This window comes from Marinobacter sp. AL4B, from assembly GCF_019916045.1.
GTDB lineage: Bacteria > Pseudomonadota > Gammaproteobacteria > Pseudomonadales > Oleiphilaceae > Marinobacter.
Genome location: NZ_JAILWZ010000013.1, coordinates 774918 through 799883 on the forward strand (window position 1 = coordinate 774918; position 24966 = coordinate 799883).

At 53.3% G+C, this 24966-nt stretch carries 26 protein-coding genes; 7 read left to right on the top strand and 19 right to left on the bottom strand.

Annotation, left to right across the window (positions count from 1 at the left end; genetic code table 11):
• Positions 1–3: 3 nt before the first annotated feature.
• Positions 4–951, bottom strand: a complete 948-nt coding sequence (locus tag K5L82_RS13885) for a LysR substrate-binding domain-containing protein (protein ID WP_223134548.1) — start codon at positions 949–951, stop codon at positions 4–6.
• A gap of 136 nt (positions 952–1087) precedes the next feature.
• On the opposite strand from K5L82_RS13885, the gene K5L82_RS13890 reads away from it, so the two are divergent.
• Positions 1088–2050, top strand: coding sequence for a DMT family transporter (locus K5L82_RS13890; protein ID WP_223134549.1), 963 nt, complete (start codon positions 1088–1090; stop codon positions 2048–2050).
• Here the strand turns inward: K5L82_RS13890 and K5L82_RS13895 are convergent.
• The 3 genes from K5L82_RS13895 to rluF form a co-directional block, all read right to left on the bottom strand.
• Positions 1996–2571, bottom strand: a complete 576-nt coding sequence (locus tag K5L82_RS13895) for a gamma-glutamylcyclotransferase (RefSeq protein ID WP_133007025.1) — start codon at positions 2569–2571, stop codon at positions 1996–1998. The two genes, K5L82_RS13890 and K5L82_RS13895, sit on opposite strands and share 55 nt — an antisense overlap.
• A gap of 35 nt (positions 2572–2606) precedes the next feature.
• Positions 2607–3239 carry a MarC family protein gene (locus tag K5L82_RS13900; protein WP_133007024.1) on the bottom strand — a complete coding sequence of 211 codons (633 nt, stop codon included), beginning with the start codon at positions 3237–3239 and terminating at the stop codon, positions 2607–2609.
• Positions 3240–3335: 96 nt separating this feature from the next.
• On the bottom strand, positions 3336–4310 hold the full coding sequence (gene rluF, locus K5L82_RS13905; RefSeq protein WP_223134550.1) for a 23S rRNA pseudouridine(2604) synthase RluF: 975 nt from the start codon (positions 4308–4310) through the stop codon (positions 3336–3338).
• Positions 4311–4609: 299 nt separating this feature from the next.
• On the opposite strand from rluF, the gene K5L82_RS13910 reads away from it, so the two are divergent.
• Positions 4610–6121 (top strand): acetyl-CoA hydrolase/transferase family protein, encoded by a 1512-nt coding sequence (locus tag K5L82_RS13910; RefSeq protein ID WP_223134551.1) that lies wholly within the window; start codon positions 4610–4612, stop codon positions 6119–6121.
• A 79-nt stretch (positions 6122–6200) separates the two neighbouring features.
• Here K5L82_RS13910 and K5L82_RS13915 read toward each other — a convergent pair whose 3' ends face one another.
• The gene (locus K5L82_RS13915) at positions 6201–7313 is read right to left on the bottom strand and encodes an NADH:flavin oxidoreductase (protein ID WP_223134552.1); all 1113 of its coding nucleotides are present in this window, start codon (positions 7311–7313) and stop codon (positions 6201–6203) included.
• 90 nt (positions 7314–7403) lie between these two features.
• Between K5L82_RS13915 and K5L82_RS13920 the strand changes: the two genes are divergently transcribed.
• The gene (locus K5L82_RS13920) at positions 7404–7868 is read left to right on the top strand and encodes a winged helix-turn-helix transcriptional regulator (protein WP_133007021.1); all 465 of its coding nucleotides are present in this window, start codon (positions 7404–7406) and stop codon (positions 7866–7868) included.
• A gap of 160 nt (positions 7869–8028) precedes the next feature.
• Entirely contained in the window at positions 8029–8673 is a 645-nt protein-coding gene (locus K5L82_RS13925) for an OmpW/AlkL family protein (RefSeq protein WP_223134553.1), read from the top strand.
• Between the two features lie 79 nt (positions 8674–8752).
• On the opposite strand, the gene K5L82_RS13930 is transcribed toward K5L82_RS13925, so the two are convergent.
• Entirely contained in the window at positions 8753–10066 is a 1314-nt protein-coding gene (locus K5L82_RS13930; protein ID WP_133007019.1) for a DEAD/DEAH box helicase, read from the bottom strand.
• A gap of 349 nt (positions 10067–10415) precedes the next feature.
• Between K5L82_RS13930 and K5L82_RS13935 the strand changes: the two genes are divergently transcribed.
• Positions 10416–11231, top strand: a complete 816-nt coding sequence (locus tag K5L82_RS13935) for a TlpA disulfide reductase family protein (RefSeq protein WP_223134554.1) — start codon at positions 10416–10418, stop codon at positions 11229–11231.
• An 11-nt stretch (positions 11232–11242) separates the two neighbouring features.
• Here the strand turns inward: K5L82_RS13935 and K5L82_RS13940 are convergent, their stop codons facing one another.
• Positions 11243–12694 (bottom strand): flavin-containing monooxygenase, encoded by a 1452-nt coding sequence (locus tag K5L82_RS13940; RefSeq protein ID WP_223134555.1) that lies wholly within the window; start codon positions 12692–12694, stop codon positions 11243–11245.
• 193 nt (positions 12695–12887) lie between these two features.
• Here K5L82_RS13940 and K5L82_RS13945 point away from each other — a divergent pair, with 193 nt between their 5' ends.
• Complete coding sequence (locus K5L82_RS13945) at positions 12888–13556, top strand: transglutaminase-like domain-containing protein (protein WP_133007016.1); 669 nt, start codon at positions 12888–12890, stop codon at positions 13554–13556.
• A 72-nt stretch (positions 13557–13628) separates the two neighbouring features.
• Here the strand turns inward: K5L82_RS13945 and ahpF are convergent, their stop codons facing one another.
• From ahpF to K5L82_RS13985, 8 genes are all read right to left on the bottom strand, one after another.
• On the bottom strand, positions 13629–15194 hold the full coding sequence (gene ahpF / locus K5L82_RS13950) for an alkyl hydroperoxide reductase subunit F (RefSeq protein WP_223134556.1): 1566 nt from the start codon (positions 15192–15194) through the stop codon (positions 13629–13631).
• A 226-nt stretch (positions 15195–15420) separates the two neighbouring features.
• A complete protein-coding gene (gene ahpC / locus K5L82_RS13955; RefSeq protein WP_133007014.1) occupies positions 15421–15984 on the bottom strand; it encodes an alkyl hydroperoxide reductase subunit C in 564 nt (187 codons plus the stop codon).
• 288 nt (positions 15985–16272) lie between these two features.
• Positions 16273–16971 carry a PEP-CTERM sorting domain-containing protein gene (locus K5L82_RS13960; RefSeq protein WP_133007013.1) on the bottom strand — a complete coding sequence of 233 codons (699 nt, stop codon included), beginning with the start codon at positions 16969–16971 and terminating at the stop codon, positions 16273–16275.
• Positions 16972–17155: 184 nt separating this feature from the next.
• On the bottom strand, positions 17156–17485 hold the full coding sequence (locus K5L82_RS13965) for a DMT family transporter (protein ID WP_133007012.1): 330 nt from the start codon (positions 17483–17485) through the stop codon (positions 17156–17158).
• A 53-nt stretch (positions 17486–17538) separates the two neighbouring features.
• Positions 17539–18576, bottom strand: a complete 1038-nt coding sequence (locus K5L82_RS13970; protein ID WP_223134557.1) for an NAD(P)H-dependent flavin oxidoreductase — start codon at positions 18574–18576, stop codon at positions 17539–17541.
• Positions 18573–19241 carry a glutathione S-transferase gene (locus K5L82_RS13975; RefSeq protein WP_262492658.1) on the bottom strand — a complete coding sequence of 223 codons (669 nt, stop codon included), beginning with the start codon at positions 19239–19241 and terminating at the stop codon, positions 18573–18575. Before K5L82_RS13975 ends, K5L82_RS13970 begins: the two co-directional genes overlap by 4 nt.
• A gap of 92 nt (positions 19242–19333) precedes the next feature.
• The gene (locus K5L82_RS13980) at positions 19334–20221 is read right to left on the bottom strand and encodes a DMT family transporter (RefSeq protein WP_223134559.1); all 888 of its coding nucleotides are present in this window, start codon (positions 20219–20221) and stop codon (positions 19334–19336) included.
• Between the two features lie 52 nt (positions 20222–20273).
• A complete protein-coding gene (locus K5L82_RS13985) occupies positions 20274–20876 on the bottom strand; it encodes a TetR/AcrR family transcriptional regulator (protein ID WP_262492659.1) in 603 nt (200 codons plus the stop codon).
• A gap of 90 nt (positions 20877–20966) precedes the next feature.
• On the opposite strand from K5L82_RS13985, the gene K5L82_RS13990 reads away from it, so the two are divergent.
• Positions 20967–21509 carry a carboxymuconolactone decarboxylase family protein gene (locus K5L82_RS13990; protein WP_223134560.1) on the top strand — a complete coding sequence of 181 codons (543 nt, stop codon included), beginning with the start codon at positions 20967–20969 and terminating at the stop codon, positions 21507–21509.
• A gap of 491 nt (positions 21510–22000) precedes the next feature.
• Here K5L82_RS13990 and K5L82_RS13995 read toward each other — a convergent pair whose 3' ends face one another.
• From K5L82_RS13995 to K5L82_RS14010, 4 genes are all read right to left on the bottom strand, one after another.
• A complete protein-coding gene (locus tag K5L82_RS13995; RefSeq protein ID WP_223134561.1) occupies positions 22001–23068 on the bottom strand; it encodes an alpha/beta fold hydrolase in 1068 nt (355 codons plus the stop codon).
• Between the two features lie 80 nt (positions 23069–23148).
• Positions 23149–23541 carry a DUF4345 family protein gene (locus K5L82_RS14000; RefSeq protein WP_223134562.1) on the bottom strand — a complete coding sequence of 131 codons (393 nt, stop codon included), beginning with the start codon at positions 23539–23541 and terminating at the stop codon, positions 23149–23151.
• A gap of 42 nt (positions 23542–23583) precedes the next feature.
• Positions 23584–24072: a hypothetical protein gene (locus tag K5L82_RS14005; RefSeq protein WP_223134563.1), complete on the bottom strand. Its 489-nt coding sequence runs from the start codon at positions 24070–24072 to the stop codon at positions 23584–23586.
• Between the two features lie 257 nt (positions 24073–24329).
• The gene (locus K5L82_RS14010) at positions 24330–24956 is read right to left on the bottom strand and encodes an FMN-binding negative transcriptional regulator (RefSeq protein WP_223134564.1); all 627 of its coding nucleotides are present in this window, start codon (positions 24954–24956) and stop codon (positions 24330–24332) included.
• Positions 24957–24966: the final 10 nt, after the last annotated feature.

Consider the following 24966-nt stretch of genomic DNA (forward strand, 5'->3'; position numbering starts at 1 on the left):
CGTTCACTCGCCCCTCAAACCTGCCCGAAACGCCTCATCCACCAGCCAGCGCCGCAAAGTCTGGATGCCTCGCTCCCGCCGACGACTCGTCTTCCAGGCAAAGTAGAACTTATCACCGGTCATCACGGCATGGGCCGGCAGCCGCACAAAGTCTTCCGAATCCTTACGGGTGCTAAGCATGTAGTCGTTGGTCAACGCGATGCCTTGATTGAAGCGCGCTGCTTCCAGGGCCAACAACATATGGCTGAAGTGCTGAACCCGAGTGCCACCGGGCAGAGGTTGATCCACCGCGCGAAACCACTCGGCCCAATCGCCGGCCGGTCTGTTGAAAATGCTGTGCGTCGATAACAAAGGAAATTGAGCAATCTGCTCCGGCGAAATAACCAACTCACTTCGGGCATCGGGCTCTGTGTCCCAGCCCATTTCTCGCCGTATTCGCTGCCAATAATCCTGACTGCACACTGGAAACAGGCGCTCGGTGTATAGATGTTCGTAACTGTAAGCCGGGGCCGAGGTGTAAATGGTGATGAAACAATCGGCGACCCGATCCGACAACACCGGATTTTGACTGCTCATCTCCAGCGCCAGATCAATCTGCGGGTGCAACCGCTGCAACTCGGGCAACCGTGGCACCAGCCAGCGCACGGCAAAGGAGCTGAACACCGACAACCGCAGCCGCGCCTCTTCATGTCCCAGCAACTGCTCACTGGCCCGCTCGATCTGCAGCAGCGCCGAGCCAATGGCATCGAAGTACTGACGGCCTTCGTCGGTCAGGGTCACCATGCGCCCTGAACGCCAGAACAAAGGCTCACCCAGATAGGTTTCCAGCTGTTTGATCTGGTGACTGACGGCACTTTGGGTGATCGACAATTCCTCGGCGGCCGCGGAAAAACTGGTCAGCCGGGCAACCGCTTCGAACACAGGTAACGCTTTTAAGGGCGGAAGTCTCATCTATCTAAATTTCTAATAGTAAGTGAATATTCATCATTTTATCGGATAGTAAATCACAGATAGATTGGTGTTCACAGTTCACCGAGGCGATCGCCTCTTCGTCACAGCTCAATGGTTAAAAAAAAGGGGGGATTGAATGTCAGGCAAAACCGTAAATAGCGCTATCTTGTTACTGGTCATCGGCAACGCTATGGCCATTCTCTCTGATATTTTTATCAAAACGCTGGAGCCCGGTGGGTCCGTTTTTCAGTTCGCTTTTTTGCGCATCCTTATCACGCTTGTGTTCTTATTGCCGCTGATCGGCAAACTGAACCGTGATCACCTGTTCAGCGGTTTCGGCGTTCACGCGCTTCGCGCACACGTGCATCTGGCGGGTATTCTGGTGATGGTTATCGCCCTTACCAATCTGCCGCTGGCTACTGCAAACGCGTTGTTTTATGCCGCACCGATCATGGTGATGGCGTTGTCGGCCATATTCTTCAGTGAAAAACTCACCCGGTTGAGTATGGCCACCGTGATCAGCGGTTTTGCTGGCATCATCGTGATCCTGCGGCCAGTGGACTTCAACTGGGCCGCCATCGCGGCACTGGTTTCAGCTCTGACGCTGGCCATCAATGCGGTTCTGGTGCGCAAGCTGCCCCAAGAACAAAGCACAGTGCACAAGCTGTTTCTGAACTACCTACTCGTCATTCCGGCGGCTGGGGCTCTGGCACTTTGGGAAGGCGCCGAATGGCAGCCGGAAATGTTGATCAGCGCGGCAGGCTCGGCGTTCTTCATTCTGGGGTATAACATCGCGGTATTGCTGGCTTACCATCAGGTCGACGCCAATCAAGTAACCAGTGCCGAATACACCGGGCTGATCTGGGCGGTCGCAATTGGCTGGATATGGTTTGGCGAAGTGCCCGACCTATTGTTCATTGTCGGCAGCTTGATGATCATCGTGCCGTTGGTAATGATCGGCCTGCGTAACCGCAAACGTTCACCGGCGCGGGGCTTTAATCCGGCATCACGAGATCGTGAGCACTCGGCAAGCTACGAGGCACGTCAACGTTCTGAGGAAAGTTGTTCTTTTAAACAGGACTCGATCGCAAAGGTGTGATCACACTGATCACCCAGCGCACGGAGTGATTCGGCCAGCCGAAGCAAGTAATCGGTGTTGGGGCCACTGGGCCCCAACGCCTGCGCAATCTGCCGGGCAATGTCTTCTGCCGGGGCTTCGCCCAGGAACGCTTCGTTGTCTTCCGTGGCGATGTACACCAAACCTTCAGCCTGGCAGCCATCATCAAAGGTCATGGTCGTACTGAAACGCAGATAACCGTTCTTTTCCCGCACGTCCAGATGCTCGAACACCTTTGGCGATACCCGAAAAGCCATCCCCTTACACACGGCCCCAAGCTGCTCGATCAGAGTCACAACCCTGCCGGGCGCCTCCGGGGTCCCGCGATGATCGTGGGACCCTTGCCAGAAACGCCGAGCCCAGCCTTCGATAGTGGCTGGCTTTTGCTCCAGAAAGGGGAAGTCGACCTTGTAAATCAGGGACCCATAACCAAACAACCATACCGAATCGATACCCTCGAAATTCTGGCGCTTACGATTATGATCAATGGTATTGGCGGGCATGCTTATCCTCGTGTTTTAACTTCAAACACAGTGTCTCAGGCGGTCTGGGTGCTGGCAATAAAGCCGGCGATGCCGGTCAGTACAATTTCAGCCGCCATGGCAGACAGGATCAAGCCGCTTATTTTCGACATGATGTTCAGGCCAGTTTTACCCAATGCCTTCTCAAGATAACTCGACAACCGCAGTAAAACACCCAGAAAGACCAAACTGGTCACCAGTCCCATCAGACCACCGATCACTTCCGGCACCTCTTTAAGCTCAGCACCGTAAACCAGAATCGCACCAATAGTGGCTGGGCCGATCATCACCGGAACAGCCAGGGGGACCACCGCAACGTCTTCCCGATCTTCTTCTGGCAGGCTAGTTGCGTGATTTCGCGTACCGCTGGTCACCAAACTGATGGCCGTCAGGAACAACAAAGCACCGGCACCAATCCGGAACGAGTTCAGGGTAATGCCAATCGCACTGAACAGCAGCGGGCCGGCAAAGAATAAAATAAGACCAAGAATCAGTGCAGAAACGCAGGCGCGACGGATGATGGATGCTTTCTCCGACGCGGGTAACCCCCGGGTCAGTGCTAAGAACATAGTCACCACGAAGAAGGGTGCAATCAGGAACCAAAAGCGGATAGTACTGCTGAGGTAGGTGGAGAAAAACGTTTCAAGCATCCAAGGAAATCCGGCAGAGAAATGTTCTAACAAGGATAGCCCTTAGCACCGCATTCTGCCGTAAGGAACTGAACCTATTTCCCGTCCATCAGGCACTTAACGCTTGATGGACGGCTTACGCGGCTTCTTGGGCTTGGACGGCCGTCCCTTGGGACCTGTCGGGTTGCGCCCGGGCCCTTTACCTCGGCCCTTGCCGGAGCCTTTTCCGGGCGCACCACCCGCACCCTTACCGCCTCGACCAGCCCCCGGCCGTCCTCCGGGCTTGGCGCCCGGCCGCGGCGGTTTTCCGCCAGCCCCGGAACGGGCCGGTTTTTTCTTAGGCTTGCTCTGCGCAGGTTCTGTCGCTTCAGACGACGAATCCCGCACGGCATCCAGCAATGTGGTTAACTCTTTCTCGGTTAAATCACGCCACGCGCCAACGGGCAAACCACTGAGGTTCACGTTCATGATCCGCACCCGCTCCAGGCGGGTGACTTCGAAACCGAAGTGCTCCGCCATGCGGCGAATCTGACGGTTTAACCCTTGCACCAACGTGATACGAAAAACAAAGCGGGAGACTTGCTCGACCGGACAAGGCTTGGTCACCGTACCGAGAATCGGAACACCCTTGCTCATGCCCTTAATGAATTCTTTCGTCACCGGTTTATCCACAGTGACGATGTATTCCTTGGAATGATTGTTACCCGCCCGCAGGATCTTGTTCACCAAATCGCCATTGCTGGTCAAAAAGATCAGGCCTTGGGAGTCCTTATCGAGCCGGCCAATCGGAAATATGCGCTCGCTGTGGCCCACAAAGCGAACAATATTATCTCGCTCCGCACTGTCGGTGGTACTCACCACACCCACAGGTTTGTTCAGCGCGATAAAAATCAGGTCTTCTTCGTCCCGCGGCTCCACCACCTGGCCATTTACCTTCACGGTATCGCCTGGCATCACCTGATCACCGACTTGCGCCCGACGCCCGTTAATATGCACGTTGCCTTGCTCAATATAGCGATCCGCATCCCGCCGGGAGCACATCCCGCTTTCGCTGATGTATTTGTTCAAACGGGTGGATGTTTTGGTGGCCATGATGTCCTGCAGGAGATGGTTGTGGAATCGATTTCAGGAGTGCGCTCTGCACAGAGGGCATCATCCCATCGAGATGCGGGCACGGCAACCGCCCAAGGGGGTTGGTCCACAGGCTGCGGCGAACAAACATAGAACAATTACTATAATTAGACCAATTGATTACGCAAATTCACTAACAATTTTCACATGACCTTCATAGTTCGCTGCTAAAATAGAGCGTTTTTTTGTAGCTCGCTAATCGTCAGCGTATTTTTCCTGCTCGCTCCTACCGAGCCGTTGCCCTAAACGTGAGGTCGATCATGTCCACCGAATCCCGAATTCGTTGCCCGAAACTCCGTCAGCGCATTATGAGCGCCCAAGATGCCGCCGCTTTGATTCCCTCTGGTGTTAATGTCGGCATGAGCGGCTTTACTGGCGCCGGCTACCCGAAAGCGGTCCCTGGAGCTTTGGCAGAACACATTCGGGCGGCTCAGGCGCGAGATGAGCGTTTTCAGATCAGCGTGTGGACGGGCGCGTCGACCGCCCCTGAGCTGGACGGTGCACTGGCCGAGGTCAATGGCATTCAAATGCGCCTGCCCTACCAGAGCGATCCGTTATGCCGTCAGAAAATCAACGATGGCCAAATGGAATACATGGACATTCATCTGTCTCATGTTGCTCAGCATGTGTGGTCCGGCTTTTACGGCAAGCTGGATATTGCGGTCATCGAGGTGGTCGGGGTTACCGAGGACGGCCGGCTGATTCCCTCCTCGTCTATAGGCAACAACAAGACCTGGATTGATCAGGCTGACAAAGTCATTCTGGAAGTAAACCACAGCCAAAGTGCCGGGCTGGAAGGCATGCACGACATTTACTACGGTACGGCCCTGCCTCCCCGCCGAAAACCCATTCCGTTGACCCGCCCTGAAGAGCGTTTTGGTGAAAAATACCTGATGTGCCCTCCGGAAAAAATCATCGCGGTAGTGGAAACCAACGCGCCCGACCGTAATTCCCGGTTCAGCCCGCCTGACGAAAACTCGCAGAGAATCGCAAACCACTTGTTGGACTTTTTCAGCCACGAAGTCGAAGCCAAACGGCTGCCGCCGGAATTGCTGCCGTTGCAATCCGGTGTGGGGAACATCGCCAACGCCGTGATGGCCGGTTTGAACGAAGGTCCGTTCAACAACATGACTGCATTCACTGAAGTGTTGCAAGATGGCATGCTGGCAATGCTGAAATCCGGAAAGTTGACGAAAGCCTCTGCTACTGCCTTCTCCCTAAGCCCTGAAGCCAATGAAGAACTGGCCACCAACATCGATTTTTACCGCGAACGCATCGTTTTGCGTTCTCAGGAGATCAGCAACCACCCCGAAGTGATTCGTCGTCTGGGCGTGATCGCGCTAAACGGCATGATCGAAGCCGACATCTACGGCAACGTAAACTCTACTCACGTGATGGCATCCCGCATCATGAACGGTATAGGTGGCTCCGGTGACTTTGCCCGCAACGGCTACTTGTCAGTGTTCATGACGCCTTCGACCGCCAAAGACGGCAGCATTTCCACCATTGTGCCTATGGTGTCGCACGTGGATCACACCGAACACGACGTCCAGATCGTGGTTACCGAACAGGGCCTGGCAGATCTACGCGGCCTGCCACCCCGCCAGCGGGCCTTGAACATCATCGAAAACTGCACCCACCCGGATTTCCGGCCCCAGCTACGTGACTACTTTGAACGGGCCTGCAACAGCAAGCGAGGCATGCACACACCGCATCTGCTGGACGAAGCCTTAAGCTGGCACCACCGGTACGAAGCCTGTGGGCAAATGTAAGCGGCCAAACAAAAAGACAAAAAAAGCCGCGGGCCCGAAGGCGCGCGGCTAAAAGGGATCGCAGAATCGAAGGGAGCGATCAGTAAAGCTTGGCCAGTGACTTCTTGGCAAAGGCATCCACTTCATTCAAGCGGCCTTCTTTCACTTTCACCAACCACTCAGGGTCTTGCAGCAGTGCGCGGCCTACCGCGATCAATTCGAATTCGTGGTTGGTCATGCGCTCAACCAGCTCATCGATACCCGATTGCTCAACGGCTTCTTTCTTGCTGGCAAAAGTACCGCTGATGAAGTCTTCGGTCAGACCAACACTGCCCACCGACATCGTCGGGATGCCAGTCAGCTTTTGAGTCCAGCCGGCGAGGTTCAGATCGGAACCTTCAAATTCAGGTTCCCAGAAGCGACGCGTGGAGGCGTGGAAGATATCCACACCGGCATCCACCAGCGGCTTCAGAAACTGTTCGAGCTCTTCGGGGCTGTTAACCAATCGAGCTTCGTAGTCTTGCTGTTTCCATTGAGAGAAACGCAGCATGATCGGGTATTCCGGGCCCACGCGGTGGCGTACTTCTTCCACAATTTCGACCACAAAGCGCAGACGGTTTTCCATGCTGCCGCCGTATTCGTCTTCACGCTGGTTGGTGCCTTCCCATAGGAACTGGTCCAGCAGGTAACCGTGAGCACCGTGGATTTCCACACCGTCAAAACCCAGCGCTTTGGCGTCCTGAGCGGCATCACCGAAGGCTTTGATTACATCCTGGATGTCGCCTTTGCTCATGGCTTTGCCATTGGGCTTACCCGGCGCAAACAAGCCAGAAGGACTGTAGCCTGGCTCAGACGGATTCGGCTCTGTGCCTTCTTTACGAACCGCGCCCACGTGCCACAACTGCGGAAAGATCGCGCCACCCGCTTCGTGTACGGCATCAACCACCTTCTTCCAGCCGGCTAAGGCTTCTTCGCCGTGGAAAGCCGGTACGTTCGGGTAACCGTTAGCACCTGCATGGTTCACCGTGGTGCCTTCCGTGATGACCAGGCCAACCCCAGCTTCTGCACGGCGACGGTAATAATCCACCACGTTCTGCCCCGGTACACCCTTGGGTGAAAAGTTACGGGTCATCGGGGCCATGGCTACGCGGTTGCGCAACTTGAGGCTGTGGAGTTCAAACGGTTCAAACATCGGGCCTAGATTCATGCTCATAATTCGGTGCAACCTTGTTAATTTGGTTTCTTTACGCAACCCTATTCAAATTGGTTTCATAATGCAACCCTATTCGGTACACTCACCTACATGGCCAGAAAACGTTTTGATGACTCCAATTGCTCCGTTGCCCGCGCACTCAATGAAGTGGGCGACTGGTGGTCCCTGTTGATTGTGCTGCACGCTATGTACGGCACGCGACGGTTCGTGGATTTCCAGCAACAGCTGGGCATTGCGAAGAACATCCTGTGTGACCGCCTGAGCAAACTGGTGGACAACGACGTGTTGCGCAAAGTGGAAGCCGGCGAGCACGGTTCCCGTTTTGAATATCGCATCACCGAAAAAGGCCGGGACTTGTTTCCGGTGGTGGTTGCCCTGCGCCAGTGGGGCGATAAGTGGAACCCCGCGCCCGATGGCGAGCACCTGGACCTGCGCGACCGTGCTACCGGCCAACCCATTCAGCCCGTTACCGTGCGCAATAACGATGGCGAGCCCTTAACCATTCGCGACGTTTTGGTGGCCGAGGACCTGAAGGCAGCAAAAGACGCAGGTTGAACAGTGTGGAAAGCCACATGCCGTGTGGCTTTTTGAGTTATATCAATATCTCGCCCCTAACCGCCCCAACGCTTTGCGTTTTTTGCGCTAAATCAAATACACACAAGCCAACACCGGTAAATTGGAGCCATCAATTAATGGCGCAATTCTGGAGATGGTTATGTCTCGTAGTTTCAAACTCAGTGTTCTGGCAGCAGCCGTACTGGCCGTAGCTCCGGCCGCACAGGCATTCGAAGCAGGTGATTTTATTGTTCGCGCAGGCGCTATCCATGCGGCACCGGATGATTCCAGTGATCAGGTTTTTTTGTCCGGCGGCGCGGCTACCGGTTCTGAAGTTGCCGTAGACGCCAATACGCAGCTGGGTATCCGCGGTACCTACATGTTCACCAAGAACGTGGGGCTTGGTCTATTGGCCTCCACCCCGTTCAAACACAACATTTCGGGCAAAAGTGGTGCGCTTGAGGGTGCCGATATTGGCGAAACCAAACACCTACCGCCAACCATTACACTCCAGTACTACCCGATGAACAGCACCGAAAGTGTGCAACCGTATGTAGGCGTAGGCGTTAACTACACCACTTTCTTCGAAGAAAAGTCTGCTCTGGGCGATCTTGAACTGGATGACAGTGTAGGCGTGGCGGCAGAAGTGGGCGTGGACTACATGCTGAATGAACAGTTCGGGCTGAACGCCGCTATCTGGTGGGCAGATATTGATACTGAAGCGGAAATCAAAGGAGTGACCGAAAAGCTCGATGTAGAAATCGACCCCATGATCTACATGGTCGGCTTTACCTACAAGTTCTGATTCAAGCAGCTTTTCTAAAGCCAACAAAAAAGCGGGACTTTTCAGCCCCGCTTTTTTAATGTCCGAAAACCGGCTTGGCTTAGGCGCTATGGCGCTGAGCCGGGCGACCACCACGACCTTGCCCTTCACCCTGGCCTTGACGACCGCGGCCACCACTGCGACCTGCAGGCTTAGGCCCGAAGCTCTTGCCATTACCACCCTGTGGGCGACGGCTACGGGCTTTGCTCGGGTCCGCCTTCGCTTTCGGCTTCAGCGGCAGGTTGTTCTTCGGCTCAAAGCCTTCGATTTCCTTACGCGGCAGCTGCTTCTTGATCAAGCGTTCGATACCCGCCAGCAATTTGCCTTCGTCGGCACTGACCAGTGACAAGGCATGGCCTTTTTCACCGGCACGGCCGGTCCGGCCAATACGGTGCACGTAGTCTTCAGGTACGTTCGGCAGCTCGAAGTTCACCACTTGTGGAAGCTGTTTGATGTCCAGGCCACGGGCGGCAATGTCGGTTGCCACCAGCACACGCACTTCGCCGGCTTTAAAGTCTGCCAGCGCACGGGTACGGGCGCCTTGTGACTTGTTGCCATGAATAGCCGCGGCCGTAATGCCGTCTCGTTCCAGCTTCTGGGTCAGACGGTTGGCACCGTGCTTGGTGCGAGTGAAGACCAGTACCTGATCCCAGCTGTTATCACGCACCAGCTTGCTCAACAGCGCCGTTTTCTGGCTCTGATCGACCGGGTAAACCGACTGTTTGATGGTTTCAGCCGAGGTGTTCCGTGCGGCTACTTCAACCTGCACCGGGTTATCCAGCAGGCCTTCGGCCAAGCCACGGATTTCGTTGGAGAAGGTAGCAGAAAACAACAAGTTCTGACGCTTGGCTGGCAACAGTGCAAGGATCTTACGAATGTCGCGAATAAAGCCCATATCCAACATGCGGTCGGCTTCGTCCAGCACCAGAATTTCCACTTCATTGAAACGCACCGCGTTCTGCTGGTACAGGTCCATCAAACGGCCCGGTGTTGCCACCAGAACGTCCAGACCTTTGCGCAGCTTCATCATCTGCGGATTGATTTTGACACCACCAAACACCACGGCGGCTTTGGTTGGCACGTATCGGCTGTATAGGTTCACGCTGTCGTGAACCTGCGCAGCCAGCTCCCGGGTAGGCGTTAGAATCAGCGCGCGGGGGCCTTTGCCTGCGCGCGGCTTTTCAGACAAACGCTGCAACAGGGGCAAAGTAAAGCCGGCCGTTTTACCGGTACCGGTCTGGGCCGCCGCCATCACATCTTTACCCGACAGAACGGCAGGAATCGCCTGCAGCTGAATGGGGGACGGGGTATCGTAACCCTGATCGGAAGTGGCACGGACCAGCTGCTCGGACAAACCGAGGGAAGAAAAACTCATAAACGATGTACTCTTGATTAATTCTGCCTCCACGAACACCGTCGTCGGCGAATGCGGGCAGATGCCATGAAAGCTCATGGAGTAAAAGACGACTACGGTCACGCGCCGATAATGGGGTGACGTCCTCTGACAGGTCGTATGGAGTGTTCGCAAAGCGGCTTAAAAGCCTAAAACTGCGGAATCCCTAGAGGCAGGATGCGTGCACGGTACCAGAGCACTTTAGAAATAGCCATAAGTGTTTATCGTTTTGCTGCCGTACGATTTACCCCGCACAGTGGAACTAATGGCCGGCTCTGAGGTCTGTACTCGCTCATAACCGATTATTTAATCAAAGAAAATGGGAGTCGTCATGATCAGCGTTGGTATCGGCCCACTGAGCCTTTCGATTGAGCACCTGCTTCTGGTGCTGGCCTTTGTGGTTGCCCTGATCGTCGGCGCTCTGACCGGTCGCAAAAGGCAAACTCCGGTGTCCGGCACCTTGGCTGATATTTTTCTGGTAGCGATGGTCACGGCTCGAATCGGCTTTGTAGTGCGTTACTTTGAGCACTATCAAAACGATTTGTGGGGCATCATCGATATCCGCGATGGCGGTTTTGATATGGTCACCGGCCTAATTGCGGCACTGCTTTTTACCGCCTATCTGATCTGGAAACGGGCCGCCATGCGGCGCGCGCTTGGTTCCGCCGTTGTCGCGGGCCTCATCACCTGGGGGTTTACTACCGGGGTGATTGGCTTGATCCATCAGCAAACCCAAGGCTTGCCGGAGGTGGCACTGACGAATCTGAATGAGGAACCCGTCCGTTTAGAAGCCATCGCCCAGAATCGCCCCACCGTGGTGAACCTTTGGGCCACCTGGTGCCCACCCTGCATTCGCGAAATGCCGGTGCTAGAGCAAGCCCAACAACGCTATCCCGGTATCAACTTTGTGTTTGCCAATCAGGGCGAGCATCCGGAAACCATTCGTAAGTTTCTGATGGAACAGAACCTGAACCTCAGCCACGTGCTCAGCGATCGCCAAGGCCAATTCGGCCGGGTTGTCGGCAGCTACGGCCTGCCCACTACCCTGTTCTATAGCGCCGAAGGCAATCTGATCGACACGCATTTAGGCGAACTGTCCCACGCCAGCTTAGCCCGCAGCCTTGAGCGCTTTGATCATGCTCCTTAGGGAGCGGTTAATCAGCTGAACTTCAGGTAGCCATCATCAACCGCTTCTGAACACAGCACCCGAGTGTCCCGCTGATAGTCCTGAGCCGTTAACCAAGGACCATAAGTGCCCTGGCGGGGCAACTCGTCTGATGCGCGCTTCACATAACCCGCACCCAACGAGTCCATCATGGTCTCCTCACTGCGGCTGCCTTCGGCACCCGCTGGCGTTGCTACCTGGTATTTCTGAGTGTCCATGTAATCAATCAATCGGCATAGATATTCGCAAGCAATATCCACTTTTAGCGTCCACGAGGCGTTGGTGTAACCAATAATCACGCCAGCATTAGGGACACCTTCCACCATCACACTCTTATAGAGCACCTTCTCTTTGAGCACGGCATCCTGGCCATCAACGGTCGGTTTGATACCGCCTAACATTTGTAGATTCAGCCCGGTTGCCGGGATGATGATGTCGGCGGCTAACTCTTCTCCCGATTTCAGGCGGATGCCACTTTCCGTGAAGCGATCAATGTGGTCCGTCTTGATAGACGCCCTGCCCGCTTTAAGGGCCTTGAACAAATCGCCATCCTTCACCACACACAAGCGCTGATCCCATGGGTTATAGTCAGGCGTAAAGTGACGCATATCCACTTTCCCCTTCAACTCGCGCTTCACAACCCATAAGAGAAACCGTCGCATGGCTCGCGGGTTTTTGCGGGAGCGATCGTACAACTGCTTTGAGATAAAGAGGTTTCGTGAGCGGGTCAACTTGTACGACAGTTTTGCGGGCAGCACCTTTTGCATCGCAAGGGTGGCCTTATCTGTCGACGGGAGGGGCATCAGATAGGACGGCGAGCGCTGAAGCATAGTCACATGCCCGGCGTCTTCTGCCATGGTCGGCACCAGTGTAATGGCGGTTGCGCCACTGCCAATCACCACCACCTTCTTGCCCGTGTAATCCAGATGCTCCGGCCAGTGCTGGGGATGCACAATCTGGCCTTTGAAATCGGCTTCTCCCGGGAAATCCGGCTTATAGCCCTGATCGTAGTCATAGTAACCGGTACAACCCACCAAGAAGTTGGCGGTCCAGGTTTCGACTTCACCGGTTTCGGCATTCTCGGCGACCAGTTTCCAGCATTTGTCCTCGCTGGACCAGTTGGCCTCTTTCACCGCCAGACCATAATGGATGTGCTTATCGACCCCATTCTCTCGAGCGGTCTTGCTCAGGTACTCCTTGATTGAGGCACCGTCCGCCAGCACCTTACCACCGGACCAAGGCCGGAACTTGTAGCCAAAGGTAAACATATCGGAATCGGAGCGGATACCGGGATAGCGGAACAAATCCCAAGTGCCACCGAGAGACTGGCGGCGTTCCAGAATGGCGAAACGCTTGCTAGGGCACGATTTCTTGAGATGACATGCCATACCGATACCGGAAACGCCCGCGCCGATGATCAAGACATCGTAATGTTGCTGATCCATTGGTGTTCGCCCTCAATTGTTGTTTGTTCTATGACGATCTCCAACATTACGTGCTTTGCCATGCACTTCGATTGGCCGCAAACTCAGTGCCGATCAAAAATCAGGTCAAATCGTTTACCAGAAATAGTATTTCCCATAGCTAGCTAACTGCGAGATGATCACTCAATTGATACGCAGACTCGGAATAAAAACAATGCAAACGTACCTGAAGCCAACGCCATTTTTCGACTACGAATCGCCAGCCGTACAAGCCTGGTTGCAGCAACAGCTTGAAGGCGTACCAAAAGATCCAACCGAACAAATCAAAGCGCTCTATTTGGCGGTGCGGGATGGCATCAACTACAACCCCTACGTATTCAGCCCTGACCCTGAGACATTTAGCGCCAGTTATGCACTCTCAGCCGGCGAAAGCTACTGCATTCCCAAGGCGGTTCTGCTGGGCGCGGCGGCTCGTGCAATCGGGATCCCCAGCCGGTTAGGCCTTGCCGATGTCCGCAACCACCTGTCGAGCCCCAAGCTGATTGAATGGCTGCAGTCCGATGTATTCCGCATGCACGGGTTTATCGAACTCTACCTGAACGGCCAGTGGGTCAAAGCAACGCCCGCGTTCAACAAAAAACTCTGCGCTTTGATGAACGTGGACGTACTGGAATTCGACGGTGTTAACGATTCGATCTTTCAGGAATACACCGAATCCGGCGCGGCACACATGGAGTACATCAACAACCACGGCGTATTCGACGATGTTCCCCATCGCTTTATTCTGGAGGGCATTAGAGCCGCTTACGGTCATCTGTTTGAAGAAGAGGACGCCGGCCCGAATGGTCAAAGTCTTGAGAAAGACATATCCGAGCGCTCATAAAAAACCGGTAGCCGCATCCTGCGGGTACCGGTTTCAGGGGTCAGCCTGACGCTGTCAGGCTTGGCTCGGCTGTTACTGAGCTTCGTTACGAATCAAGAAGTCAAAGGCACTCAAAGACGCTTTAGAACCCTCGCCCATAGAGATCACAATCTGCTTGTACGGCACCGTGGTAGCATCGCCGGCAGCGAACACACCCGGAATCGAAGTTTCGTTGCGCTCATTGATGACCAGCTCACCGTGCTGGCTTAGCTCGATGTCGCCTTTCAGCCACTCGGTGTTCGGTACCAAGCCAATCTGTACAAACACACCTTCCAGTTCGACGTGGTGCTCTTCACCGGTGGTGCGGTCTTTATAGTTCAGGCCGCTGACCTTGCCGTTTTCACCCACGATTTCAGTGGTCTGGCCGGAGGTAACAACGTCCACATTGCTCAGGCTGCGCAATTTCTTCTGCAGCACTTCGTCTGCACGCATCTGCTCACCGAACTCGATCAAGGTGACGTGGCCGACAATGCCGGCCAAATCGATGGCCGCTTCGACGCCAGAGTTACCGCCACCAATCACTGCTACGCGCTTACCTTTAAACAGAGGGCCGTCACAGTGCGGGCAATAAGCCACACCTTTGTTACGGTACTCTTCTTCACCTGGAACGCCCATCTGGCGCCAGCGGGCACCGGTAGACAGAATTACCGTTCTGGATTTCAAAGAGGCGCCATTCGCCAGACGCACTTCATGCAAACCGCCTTTCATTGCGGCCGGAATCAACTTCTCGGCACGCTGCAGGTTCATCACGTCTACGTCGTATTCGTTCACGTGCTGCTCCATGGCAGACACAAGCTTCGGGCCTTCGGTGTAAGGCACGGAAATCAGGTTTTCGATGGACATGGTATCGCCCACCTGACCACCAAAACGCTCAGCCGCCAAACCGGTCGAAATACCTTTACGAGCCGCATAGATCGCGGCCGCAGAACCGGCCGGGCCACCACCAATCACCAACACATCGAACGCGTCTTTCTGGTTCAGCTTCTCGGCTTCTTTCGCGCCGGCGTTGGCATCCAGCTTGGCGACGATCTCTTCCAACGTCATGCGGCCCTGGCCCCAAGACTGGCCATTCAGGTACACGCTGGGCACTGCCATCACTTCGCGCTGCTCGACTTCTTCCTGGAACAGAGCGCCGTCGATGGCGGTATGCTTGATACTCGGATTCAATACACTGATCAGGTTCAAAGCCTGCACCACGTCTGGGCAATTCTGGCACGACAACGAGAAGTAGGTTTCAAACTCGAACTCTCCGTCCAACTCCTGAATCTGTTCAATCAGGTCTTGGGAAGCTTTCGACGGGTGACCACCCACCTGCAACAGCGCCAGTACCAAAGAGGTGAACTCGTGGCCCATCGGAATACCGGCGAAGCTCACGCCTACATCGGAGCCTACCCGGTTGATGGCGAAAGACGGGCGACGCACCTCCGCAGATTCTTCATCACGCAGACTGATTTTGTCTGACATGCTCGCGAGCTCATCCAGTAACTCTTTCAGCTCTTTGGACTTGTCACTGTCGTCATACGCCGCTACCAATTCAATCGGCTGCTGCAGCTTGTCCATGTATGCGTTCAACTGTTGCTTGATATTAGCGTCTAACATTTTGGCTCTTCCCCTCAACACAGGTGAAATCAAATGTTTGCGTGATTAAAGATCGCAAACTGAATATGTCTCTAAGATAAAGACTCACTATTAAAAGCTCAAATTAATTAGCCAAAAGCATTTGATAGTAAATCCCTATTCTTCTATTTCCGCCAGCCCCTACCAAACTCCCAAAAAAAAGGCCCGCATGGCGGGCCTTTCATTCGCTTTACCTATAAGGCAAAACTTAGATCTTGCCAACCAGGTCCAAAGACGGAGCCAAAGTCGCTTCACCTTCTTTCCATTTAGCCGGGCAAACTTCGCCAGGATTGTTGCGAACGTACTGAGCGGCTTTCACTTTGCGCATCAGATCGTCTGCGTCACGGCCGATACCTTCAGCAGTGATTTCCATCGCCTGGATGATTCCATCCGGATCGATCAGGAAGGTAGCGCGGTCTGCAAGGCCTTGACCTTCACGCATCACACCGAAGTTGTTGGTGATGCTGCCGTTCTGGTCGCCAACCATGTAGTAGTTGATCTTACCAATGGTTTCAGAGCTGTCGTGCCATGCTTTGTGGGTGAAGTGCGTGTCGGTGGACACGGAAAATACTTCAACGCCCATCTTCTGAAGCTCTTCGTAGTGATCTGCAACGTCGCCCAGTTCAGTCGGGCAAACGAAGGTGAAGTCGGCTGGGTAGAAGAAGAAGATCGCCCACTTGCCTTTCACGTCTGCGTCAGAGATTTCTACAAACTCGCCCTGTTTGAAGGCGGTTGCGTTAAACGGTTTAATTTCGCTGTTAATAATTCCCATCTCAGAATTTCTCCTGTTGGTACACGTGCGTGTTTAAAATCTACGGTGCCTAGAATAGGCAACGAGACACTTTTGGTAAAATTGATTATTCAAAAGATAGAGATAGATTTGAACTATCTCCTGATGCAACGTCAACGTGATGATCTATGGTAGGAGCTTAACAAATATTAGCAATAGGGATTGTAACCACTAGACTCCGCCGGAAGGTCCGCTTAAGTCTACCTTTCACGTAAAAAGGAGTGCAATGTGCACTCCTTTTCATCAGTTATCCGGCTCACAGAGCCGCCTTTAGCCTCGGGCACTCCGGCGACGAAGCCCTAAAGCAACCAGGCCCAGCCCTAACAAAGCCAGTGACGCTGGCTCTGGCACACTAATCGGCGGACGAGGTGTAAACACCAGAAGATCCTGCGACTTCGGTGCGGTCAGCACGTACATATCGAAGCCTTCGCTCTGCGAACCCAAGCCTGATAGCCAACCATCCGCAATCCCCCGAGCCCCACTATAGTTGCTCGATGTGAAGGTGCCGGTGGTCATGCCATATGACGAGTCTGTCTCGTAAATCAGCTCCCAAAGAGCCAGCTGAAAAGCGGCAGACGTACTCGCATTCGACACACTGCTCTCATACCCGGTATAGAGCTTGGTGATCGACGAAACCAGTCCCGCATCGCCAAAATGGCTGGCAGCCGTTTGCAGCTCATAGGTAGTGTTGGATTTATCCAAGTAGGTATCAAGCTCAATACAAAAAGCATCCAGCTTGCTCGACCAGGTAATAGGCGACGCACCCACCGGATTACTGGTATTGAATGCAAACATGCCCGCATAAACGTTGTAATTTTTGGAGGTTGCGGTGTCGCTCAACGAGCCGGACTTATAACCGTGTGTAGCGCCGGTATAGTCCAGATCGATGGTAGGACCGGCCAAAGCGCCGCCGGTAAAGAGGGCTCCGGATAATGCAGCCGTGATGAGAAAACCTGTTGTTTTATTCATGGCGTATTCCTTTATTCCCTTTCTGAGTTCTCGATTACTCAAAAGCAATACCCGAACCAGAACGGAAAATATGACCACTTTTCAAACAGATCTTTGCTTCAGCGCATTCAGAACGGACGCTTCAGGAAGCGTATATGTAAAAAATTCCGACACTCAGAGCCGCCAAGTACCCTAAGTCACGCGCTCAATGCTGAACCGACGACGAGAACACGTTCATTACCACAATCCCACTTATTATCAGCGCCATGCCCCCGATGGCAGGCAGGTCCAATTTCTGGCCGAACATGGCCACACCCAGCACCGAAATCAACACCACACCGGCCCCAGACCAAATGGCATAGGCCACCCCTACAGGAATCTCGTTCAACACTAACGACAAGAAATAAAACGCCATACCGTAACCCAACACCACGATGATGCTGGGGACTAAATTGGTGAAACCCTCAGAGGACTTCAGGGCAGCCGTGCCGGCCACTTCGGCAAAAATGGCAAGGGCGAGGTACACGTAGCTCATAGTAAAACCTTTTAAACAGGGCTCAGGTGTCAGTTGGCGCAATCATGCGGCCTCTATGCGCCTTTTGCCAGCGCCCGAGTGAGATCGGCCGCGGGAACGTCCTTACAACCACTCACGTTCTGGCCTGCCCACAACGGTGAAAACTCGCCACAATCGGCCTGCTCCGCAGCAGCACGCAGAGGGCCCAAAGCCGCCGAAGCCAGCGGGAATGCTGGCGCTGCCGGGCTGATCGGCCCCAGTTCGCTCATAATGCGATTCACAATGCCTCGGGCCGGTCGCCCGGAAAACACGTTCGTTAAAGCCGTTACTGCCGCGGCATCGCTTTTGATAGCCGCCCGATGAAGTGCACTTGTGTTGGCTTCCGGGCACAACAGAAAAGCCGTTCCCGCCTGCACCCCCGCTGCACCCAGCGCCATAGCAGCCGCTACCCCGCTTGCATCTGAAATCCCACCTGCCGCAATCACCGGCACTTTTACGGCTTGAACAATTTGTGGCACGAGTGCAAACGTTCCGAGCTGGCTGTTGAGATCTTCCGACAGAAAAATTCCGCGGTGCCCGCCTGCCTCCAGCCCTTGTGCAATGATGGCATCTACACCCTGAGCTTCCAGCCAACGGGCCTCGTCTACTGTGGTGGCCGTAGAGAGAATTTTTGCGCCCCATGCGCGCACCCGGTCCAGTAAATCCTGATTGGGCAGGCCATAGTGAAAACTGACAACAGCCGGTTCAAACTCCGCCAGCACATCAGCGGCTTCCCCACCAAAGGGCAAGCGCCCGGCCCCGGCCGTTATGGCGTTCGAATCAATACCAAACTCCCGATAATAGGGCGACAAAGCTGCTTTCCACTTTTCATCCTGTTCCGCATCAGGTTCAGGCTGGGTATGGCAGAAGAAATTCACGTTGAAAGGCCGGTTTGTCCGAGCCTTGATCGCCGCCAATTCCTTACGCATAGCGTCTATACCGAGCATTCCGCACGGAAGAGAACCCAGGCCCCCGGCCTCAGATACCGCAATCGCCAGCTCACTACCCTGAACGCCCGCCATTGGTGCCTGAATAATGGGAAACTCAATACCCAGAAGATCCTGAATGTTCATAAACCGCCTCTTTGAGTTAGGGGTGGAAAGATCACAATGTCATCGCCTTCCTGCCACGGTTGATATTTGACCATGACCTGCTGAAACACTGGGTGATCCAGCCAATCGCGCAGCCACTTCTGAAGCTTGGCGTAAGGCAGGCTGTAGAACACCTCGCGATCTACATGAGCAAACTGGCGCACAAACGGCATCACGGCAATATCGGCCATGCTGATACGGTCCCCCAGCAGGTATGTGCTGTGGGCCAGCCTATCTTCAAGCGCCTGCAAAAACACCTCGCCCTGTTGCCGATATTCAAGCTGGCTTCTTTCAGGATGCCGATCAGCGTATTTATAGCGGTCCAGCCAGTGCTTGAACTCGTTGTCGTTGCGCTCAATCAGGGCACTCGCGCTGGCCCGGTCGGTGTTGAGCAATCCGTGCGGGTCGCTCTGCCGCAGCGCCCATTCAAGAATGTCCCGGCTTTCCTCAATCACCCTGCGTTGGCTGCCGTCATCCTCAACCAACTCCAGCACAGGCACCGTGCCTTTTGGGCTGATGGCCAGCATTTGGGCGGGTTTGTTTTTCAGGACGATTTCCCGCAGCTCAACCTGCAAACCAGCAAACACCAGACCAAGGCGGGCGCGCATGGCGTAGGGGCAACGGCGGAAGGAGTACAAACGATGCAACGAGGTAGTGATAATAGGTTACCTGGCTAAAACAGTTGAAGGATCCATATTAAAGCGTCAGTTAACCTATTATTTGTCCGTTTTTCAAACGTTCAATCGGCTGGAGAACCGACCGCACGCGAGACAAAATAATGCCTGCCCAGGATGACGATTAAAATGCCTCCAAGCACTAAAGCCGATGATTCAGCTAGGCGCAGAGTAATCGCCTCTTGGGCGACGATGACACCTCCCACCGCAGCGATGATGGGAACAAACAACTGAACCACAGCCGCCTGCGTCACCGACAACCCTCTGAGTGCGAAATACCACACCGCGTAGCCCGCGCCAGAGGCAATGGCACCCGACACTATCGCTAGCAGAACACCCTGCTGGGTTATCTCAGCATCCTGCAGCGTGAAAACAAGCAAGATCAGAACAAAAGGTGACGTTCTCAAGAAATTATAAGCCGTGTCTGCAAGCGGCTGCGTTGAAGACCTTCCAACGAGCGTGTACCCGCCCCATGCGATACCCGAAAGCGTCATGAGCAGGAACCCCGTCAGAGATGGTGTGGTGACGCTAGGCAAGATCAAATAAACGAAACCTGAGAAGGCAATGAATAGCCCCAACCACTCGGCAAAATGAAGCCGGTTCCCGGAAACAACACCAACGGCAATCATGGTGATTTGAACCGCTGCAAACAGGATTAACGCGCCGGTGCCGGTGTCTAGAGAAAGGTATCCATACGAAAAAGCCAGCGCATAGACAAATAACATACATGCGGCCAACCAACTCCCTTTAGGTTGGCTTTTCTTTGGTTTCTTCGTCATGGCAACTACGACCATCAGAATGGCGATGCCAGACAGAAGCCTTATCGTCGTGAAACTGGCTGCATCAATGGTGTTTCCGCCCAAGGCTAAGCGGCAAAGCACGGAATTCCCCGCAAATGCCAGAAGCGCAAAAACGGTGCAAGCACTGATTTTTATCGTATTTTTATTCATCATCCAATGCTTCACCGACTGATTAAATTGACGACTTTCTGGCGTTCAGAAAACCCTATAACGACTCCATCAAGGCAAACATTCGATCGATCATAGGCTCGGCCAAATGGTCTACACCCGGACGATTAAAATAGCTGCGCAACCCTGTAAATTGAACTTGAAAAAAACGCGCATACTCCAGCCCCGACACACGGCTGCTCAGCTCTCTACGACTGATTGCTTGTTCAAACAATTTCGTTAAATAAACCTCAAACTCAGCCGACAAATCTACACTTAGATTGCGTAACGGAGACTCCGTTTCAGAAAACTCACCATTGGCTTTAACCAACATACAAATAGCACTCGGGCTACAGCTCTTTTCTTTAACGATCACACTTTCCACAAAGGCGCGTAACCCCCCGAGTACCGAATCAGAGCCGGCTACAAAACCCTCGATCTTGGTTTTCATTAATACGGTGTAAGCTTTCAGAGATTCGCTGTACAGCCCCTCTTTCGAGCCAAATGCTGAGTATATGCTACCCGGGCGCATGTTCACGGCGTCTTGCAAATCACGCGTGGATGTTGCGTGAAAACCCTTTTTCCAGAAGAGCTCGCTAGCAACTCGCACAACGCTTTCGCGCTCGAACTTGACCTTATTTGCCATACTTTCTTCTACCAAAATGAGCGATTGCTCAATTTTAACTTGAGCAATCGCTCAAATACAACTACAGTGGCTCCCGAAATCATCCAAAACCGTTAGGAGTGACTGATGACAGACTTTACTCTGTACACCAAAGAAAACGCACCAGAAGAAGCGAAGCCGTTACTGGAGGATTCCATAGCCGGGTTTGGCATGATCCCTAACCTCCATGCGGTCATGGCAGAAGCACCCATGCTGCTTAAGGGCTACCAAGTACTGCATGGCTTGTTTCAAAAAACCTCGTTTAATGCTGAAGAGCTAACCGTGGTTTGGCAGTCCATTAACGTAGAACACGATTGTCATTACTGTGTTCCTGCACACAGCGGAATTGCCGCTTCAATGAAGGTTGATCAGGACATTGTTGATGCGCTTGTTAACCAAACACCGCTGGCAGATCCTAAGCTGGAAACCCTGCGTGAAACGACGCTCGCTATGACGCGTGAGCGCGGTGTTATCAGCGATGAGCAAATCGAGAAGTTTTTTGCAGCGGGTTACGGCAAGCAGCAGCTACTTGAAATTATTGTAGGCCTATCTCAGAAAGTGATGAGCAACTACACGAATCACCTTGCCGATACGCCCGTAGATGATGCGTTTAAGAAATACGTGAAGTAAATGCAATCCTGATTGTGGGCAATGCAGCCCATGTTAACGCCCCAATTTTTCATGTTTTGACTGGGATTTTGGGGCGTTGCTGAGCTTTCCTCGCTAAAGCTTACCAGCTTATTAACATAGCAAGAGTAAGCAGGCCTACATAGTTGAACGTAGCAACATATCTAAACCTTGTTGGTAAAGATTTTTTAAAGAAATAAAATGTCGTGAAAAATATAAAAATCATACATGGAACAGTAACCAATATAATCGCGAAGCCATGCGCTATGCCCGCACCCGCGGCATCGTTATTCGAAGTAAAATCCGAGAAGAAGTTAGATAAAATGGCGAGCCAAGCAATAATCTGAAACGAAAGGATAACAAATGCTTTACGCGGAATACGTTGAGGTTCTGTAGTTTTCATACTGACTCACTAACATTTGTTTTTTTTCGGTGGGCCGGGGATGGTATTCCCCCTAAATCAGACACGCCCAATCCGTTCGTTCCTTCGAACCCTACCGGAGTCCGGTAACCAAGGCCACTATACTCTGTGCGATCTCTGGCCCTTTGTATTCTTCGATAAAGTGCCCCATGTCCGGATAAACGTGCAAGTGTTCGGCCATTCTTGGCAATGCTTCAATCCACTGCTCCCTGACTGATTTCTTACCACATGGATCGTATTCTCCAATGTGGGCTGCCACGGGAATATTACGCCCCTCTGGCCCCCAGAATTTCGGAAGCTGTTCCTGCATTTTGCGATAGAACTCGTGATTGTTCTGCGTCCCATGTGTCTTATCTTCGTATTCGTATCCATGCCCCCAATACGGCGTTTGAAGCAAATTACGTTTTGAACTTCGAGCGTTGGCGCTACTTCTCAACGACTCGGAAAAGACATAAGCCGGAGTGCCCTTCGAAAATCGCCGGAGTGCAAAACGGCCCTGAAACACAAGGGACTTCCCATACAGCGCTGCCAACGAACCTGGGTTAGCTTCCTGCAATACGAATGCCGCCACTCCGCCCCATAACCTATCCGGAATAAGCCACCCGAAACTGTTCCATGGCATTAGCTTTAGTGGCCAATTTGCATACGTAATCCCTTCCGAAGGCATTGGGAAGATGGTGGTGTTCAGCACCACGAGGGCGTCTACCCGATCCATTTGGTCCAGGAAGGCCCCAACGCCGATTGGGCCGCCCCAATCGTGGACCACCAGAACGACGTTGCGTAAATCCAAGTGCTCAATCAGCAATCTAAGATTTGCCGAATGGTGCATATCCACCATCTCGAAATCAGCCTGATCCGAAATGCCCATACCAATATGATCGGGACAAATGATTCTCAGGTCTGGATTTTGACCCAGCAACGCATCTCGGGCATGCCGAAAAGTGTACGAGCATTCTGGGTTGCCGTGGACGAACAAGACTGTTTTATCGGCTTTCCCATTCGCTGGACCATAGTCGGAATAGAACAGCTTTTTACCCTTATCGAAGCCATCGGTAATTTCGAACCAACGATCCGCTCCATCGGCACAGTAATCTTCGGGCAACGATCGAAGCGGTGAATTGGACTTAATTTGAATTGGCATATCAGATTCCCGGCATCTGCCTTTGATGGCTTACGATTAGCTCAGGCATAGTAACCGATCTCTCTGTGCATAACGCTGTATTAGAGGCCATTTCTCCCAGCCCGCGCCGCTAGGACGCCAGCGGTAAATGCGATTGCGACTTCCAACACAAGATAGGCATACATCAGGGTGTTCGCCGTTCCATCAGTCAAGATTCCATAGGCGCGTGCAACGGCCATGCACAGCATCAAAAGCAAGACTCCGATGAGCCCTTGGCGCAGGTCAGAACGGGACAGCAAAAGGAGCAAAACACCAACCGCAATTGACATCCCACCATAGGTTGCGCGCATGTCAATCAGGCCCGATGCCGATGATGGCATCGAACCTGTTACCGCTTGGGAAAGATACCCCGGAGCCAAGGCAAAACCGAACCCATAGGCAACAAACACAATTGCCGATAGCACTACAATTAGTTTACTTCCGGTATTGTTCAAAGGCTTCTCCTGGGTTCTAGCGCTGAAATAAGCGGCGGCCCATCAGGAACCACCGGGCTTAGCCAACCTCACCACAACATTGCTGTGTTGCGATCCAGCTTCGCTCTCCTGCCGCGAACCGAAAAGATTGACCCATTGCCCTTGAACCAGCAGCAACGACCCGTTGCCAGCATTGTTCCCATTGCTCGTAGTGTAATTGCCAGCATAATTGAATTGAAATTGGTCGGGCGAGCCTGCGACTGGCTTGAGCTCATAACCTATGGACAACTCATTTGAAGAAGCAAAACCTTTGTCCTCGCCCGATACGCCAGTCTTTAAAAGGCGCGACTTCTTCAGAAAATTTGGCAACAGCTCAGAGGGTGCACTATCGGTTTTGGTGGCCTGACACTCGCAGTACCGAACCTCCAGCACCAGTGAGCTACTTTCGAGATAGTCTTCAGGGGCCGAGTTTCCGGCAAGGGCAAAGCTAGAGAGCAGGGATAGAAAGAGCAGATTAACGCGCAGAATAATTTGTGATGCGATCCGTTGCATGTGACCTCCTGTGTTTACGTTTTAACACCAACAGCATACGCGGCTTCGGAATGAAGGCGAAGCCGCAATGTAGCAGACGTTGCCGTGCCTGTGATTATTAGGAATCTGCTCTCGCAGCCTCCAATGCTAAAGGAATATAGTGAGCAAGTTGTTTGGATTCAATGTCGTTGACGGAGTAAAGCTTCAAGTGCCTACGGGCTTTGCGGCGGTTTTGGAGGAGCGGAGCGGCGGAGAAACCGCCCGGCAACAGCCATTTGTTAGCTGATGAACTTAGCCATGGCACGGTTGTGCGCTGCGGCTCCAGCCTCAAGACCTGCTTTGACACCGGCCCGGTTCTTTTCTGGTTGGTTCTGACTTGCTTTCAGCTTACCTGTAAGAGTCTCAATCTCGATTTCTACACCAACGATCGCCTGTACCAAGCGTTCGGTAAAATCTGTTGGTGCATCATCAACGGACCAGGGATTGCCCATGCCCGACTCATGTTGGTCTGTAAGTCGATGGAGATGATGTGTCAACCAGTTCGAATCCTCAACAACGCGAGCAGTCCCTTCTACATGGACAGCCAAATAGTTCCATGTTGGAACAACACGACCTGTTTCTGCCTTGGTCTCATACCATGAGGGTGACACGTAGGCATCAGGCCCTTGAAAAATTGCAAGAACCCGAGCGCCATCATGCAAACGCTGCCAGACAGGATTGTTTCGAGCCAGATGACACTGAAGCTGCCCAAGGGAGCCATCTTTTCCAGAAATCAGATGAAAGGGGACATGGTTGGCTTCAATTCCACCCTCATCCGCGACTACCAGCAGACCAAACCCGTAGTCCCGAATATATTGCTGTAGCTTGCTTGTGTCGTCTTCCTTGAAGTGGCTCGGTACATACATTCCTTCAAAC

What these genes read in the sequence shown, in the direction of transcription:
- K5L82_RS13925 (WP_223134553.1), top strand. Translation starts at nt 8,029, where the DNA reads ATGTCTCGTAGTTTCAAACTCAGTGTTCTGGCAGCAGCCGTACTGGCC.
- K5L82_RS13930 (WP_133007019.1), bottom strand. Translation starts at nt 10,066, where the DNA reads ATGAGTTTTTCTTCCCTCGGTTTGTCCGAGCAGCTGGTCCGTGCCACT.
- K5L82_RS14010 (WP_223134564.1), bottom strand. Translation starts at nt 24,956, where the DNA reads ATGTATGTACCGAGCCACTTCAAGGAAGACGACACAAGCAAGCTACAG.
- K5L82_RS13900 (WP_133007024.1), bottom strand. Translation starts at nt 3,239, where the DNA reads ATGCTTGAAACGTTTTTCTCCACCTACCTCAGCAGTACTATCCGCTTT.
- K5L82_RS14005 (WP_223134563.1), bottom strand. Translation starts at nt 24,072, where the DNA reads ATGCAACGGATCGCATCACAAATTATTCTGCGCGTTAATCTGCTCTTT.
- K5L82_RS13945 (WP_133007016.1), top strand. Translation starts at nt 12,888, where the DNA reads ATGCAAACGTACCTGAAGCCAACGCCATTTTTCGACTACGAATCGCCA.
- rluF (WP_223134550.1), bottom strand. Translation starts at nt 4,310, where the DNA reads ATGGCCACCAAAACATCCACCCGTTTGAACAAATACATCAGCGAAAGC.
- K5L82_RS13995 (WP_223134561.1), bottom strand. Translation starts at nt 23,068, where the DNA reads ATGCCAATTCAAATTAAGTCCAATTCACCGCTTCGATCGTTGCCCGAA.
- K5L82_RS13910 (WP_223134551.1), top strand. Translation starts at nt 4,610, where the DNA reads ATGTCCACCGAATCCCGAATTCGTTGCCCGAAACTCCGTCAGCGCATT.
- K5L82_RS13895 (WP_133007025.1), bottom strand. Translation starts at nt 2,571, where the DNA reads ATGCCCGCCAATACCATTGATCATAATCGTAAGCGCCAGAATTTCGAG.
- K5L82_RS13915 (WP_223134552.1), bottom strand. Translation starts at nt 7,313, where the DNA reads ATGAGCATGAATCTAGGCCCGATGTTTGAACCGTTTGAACTCCACAGC.
- K5L82_RS13935 (WP_223134554.1), top strand. Translation starts at nt 10,416, where the DNA reads ATGATCAGCGTTGGTATCGGCCCACTGAGCCTTTCGATTGAGCACCTG.
- K5L82_RS13960 (WP_133007013.1), bottom strand. Translation starts at nt 16,971, where the DNA reads ATGAATAAAACAACAGGTTTTCTCATCACGGCTGCATTATCCGGAGCC.
- K5L82_RS13980 (WP_223134559.1), bottom strand. Translation starts at nt 20,221, where the DNA reads ATGATGAATAAAAATACGATAAAAATCAGTGCTTGCACCGTTTTTGCG.
- K5L82_RS13965 (WP_133007012.1), bottom strand. Translation starts at nt 17,485, where the DNA reads ATGAGCTACGTGTACCTCGCCCTTGCCATTTTTGCCGAAGTGGCCGGC.
- ahpC (WP_133007014.1), bottom strand. Translation starts at nt 15,984, where the DNA reads ATGGGAATTATTAACAGCGAAATTAAACCGTTTAACGCAACCGCCTTC.
- K5L82_RS13885 (WP_223134548.1), bottom strand. Translation starts at nt 951, where the DNA reads ATGAGACTTCCGCCCTTAAAAGCGTTACCTGTGTTCGAAGCGGTTGCC.
- K5L82_RS13890 (WP_223134549.1), top strand. Translation starts at nt 1,088, where the DNA reads ATGTCAGGCAAAACCGTAAATAGCGCTATCTTGTTACTGGTCATCGGC.
- ahpF (WP_223134556.1), bottom strand. Translation starts at nt 15,194, where the DNA reads ATGTTAGACGCTAATATCAAGCAACAGTTGAACGCATACATGGACAAG.
- K5L82_RS13990 (WP_223134560.1), top strand. Translation starts at nt 20,967, where the DNA reads ATGACAGACTTTACTCTGTACACCAAAGAAAACGCACCAGAAGAAGCG.
- K5L82_RS13940 (WP_223134555.1), bottom strand. Translation starts at nt 12,694, where the DNA reads ATGGATCAGCAACATTACGATGTCTTGATCATCGGCGCGGGCGTTTCC.
- K5L82_RS13970 (WP_223134557.1), bottom strand. Translation starts at nt 18,576, where the DNA reads ATGAACATTCAGGATCTTCTGGGTATTGAGTTTCCCATTATTCAGGCA.
- K5L82_RS13920 (WP_133007021.1), top strand. Translation starts at nt 7,404, where the DNA reads ATGGCCAGAAAACGTTTTGATGACTCCAATTGCTCCGTTGCCCGCGCA.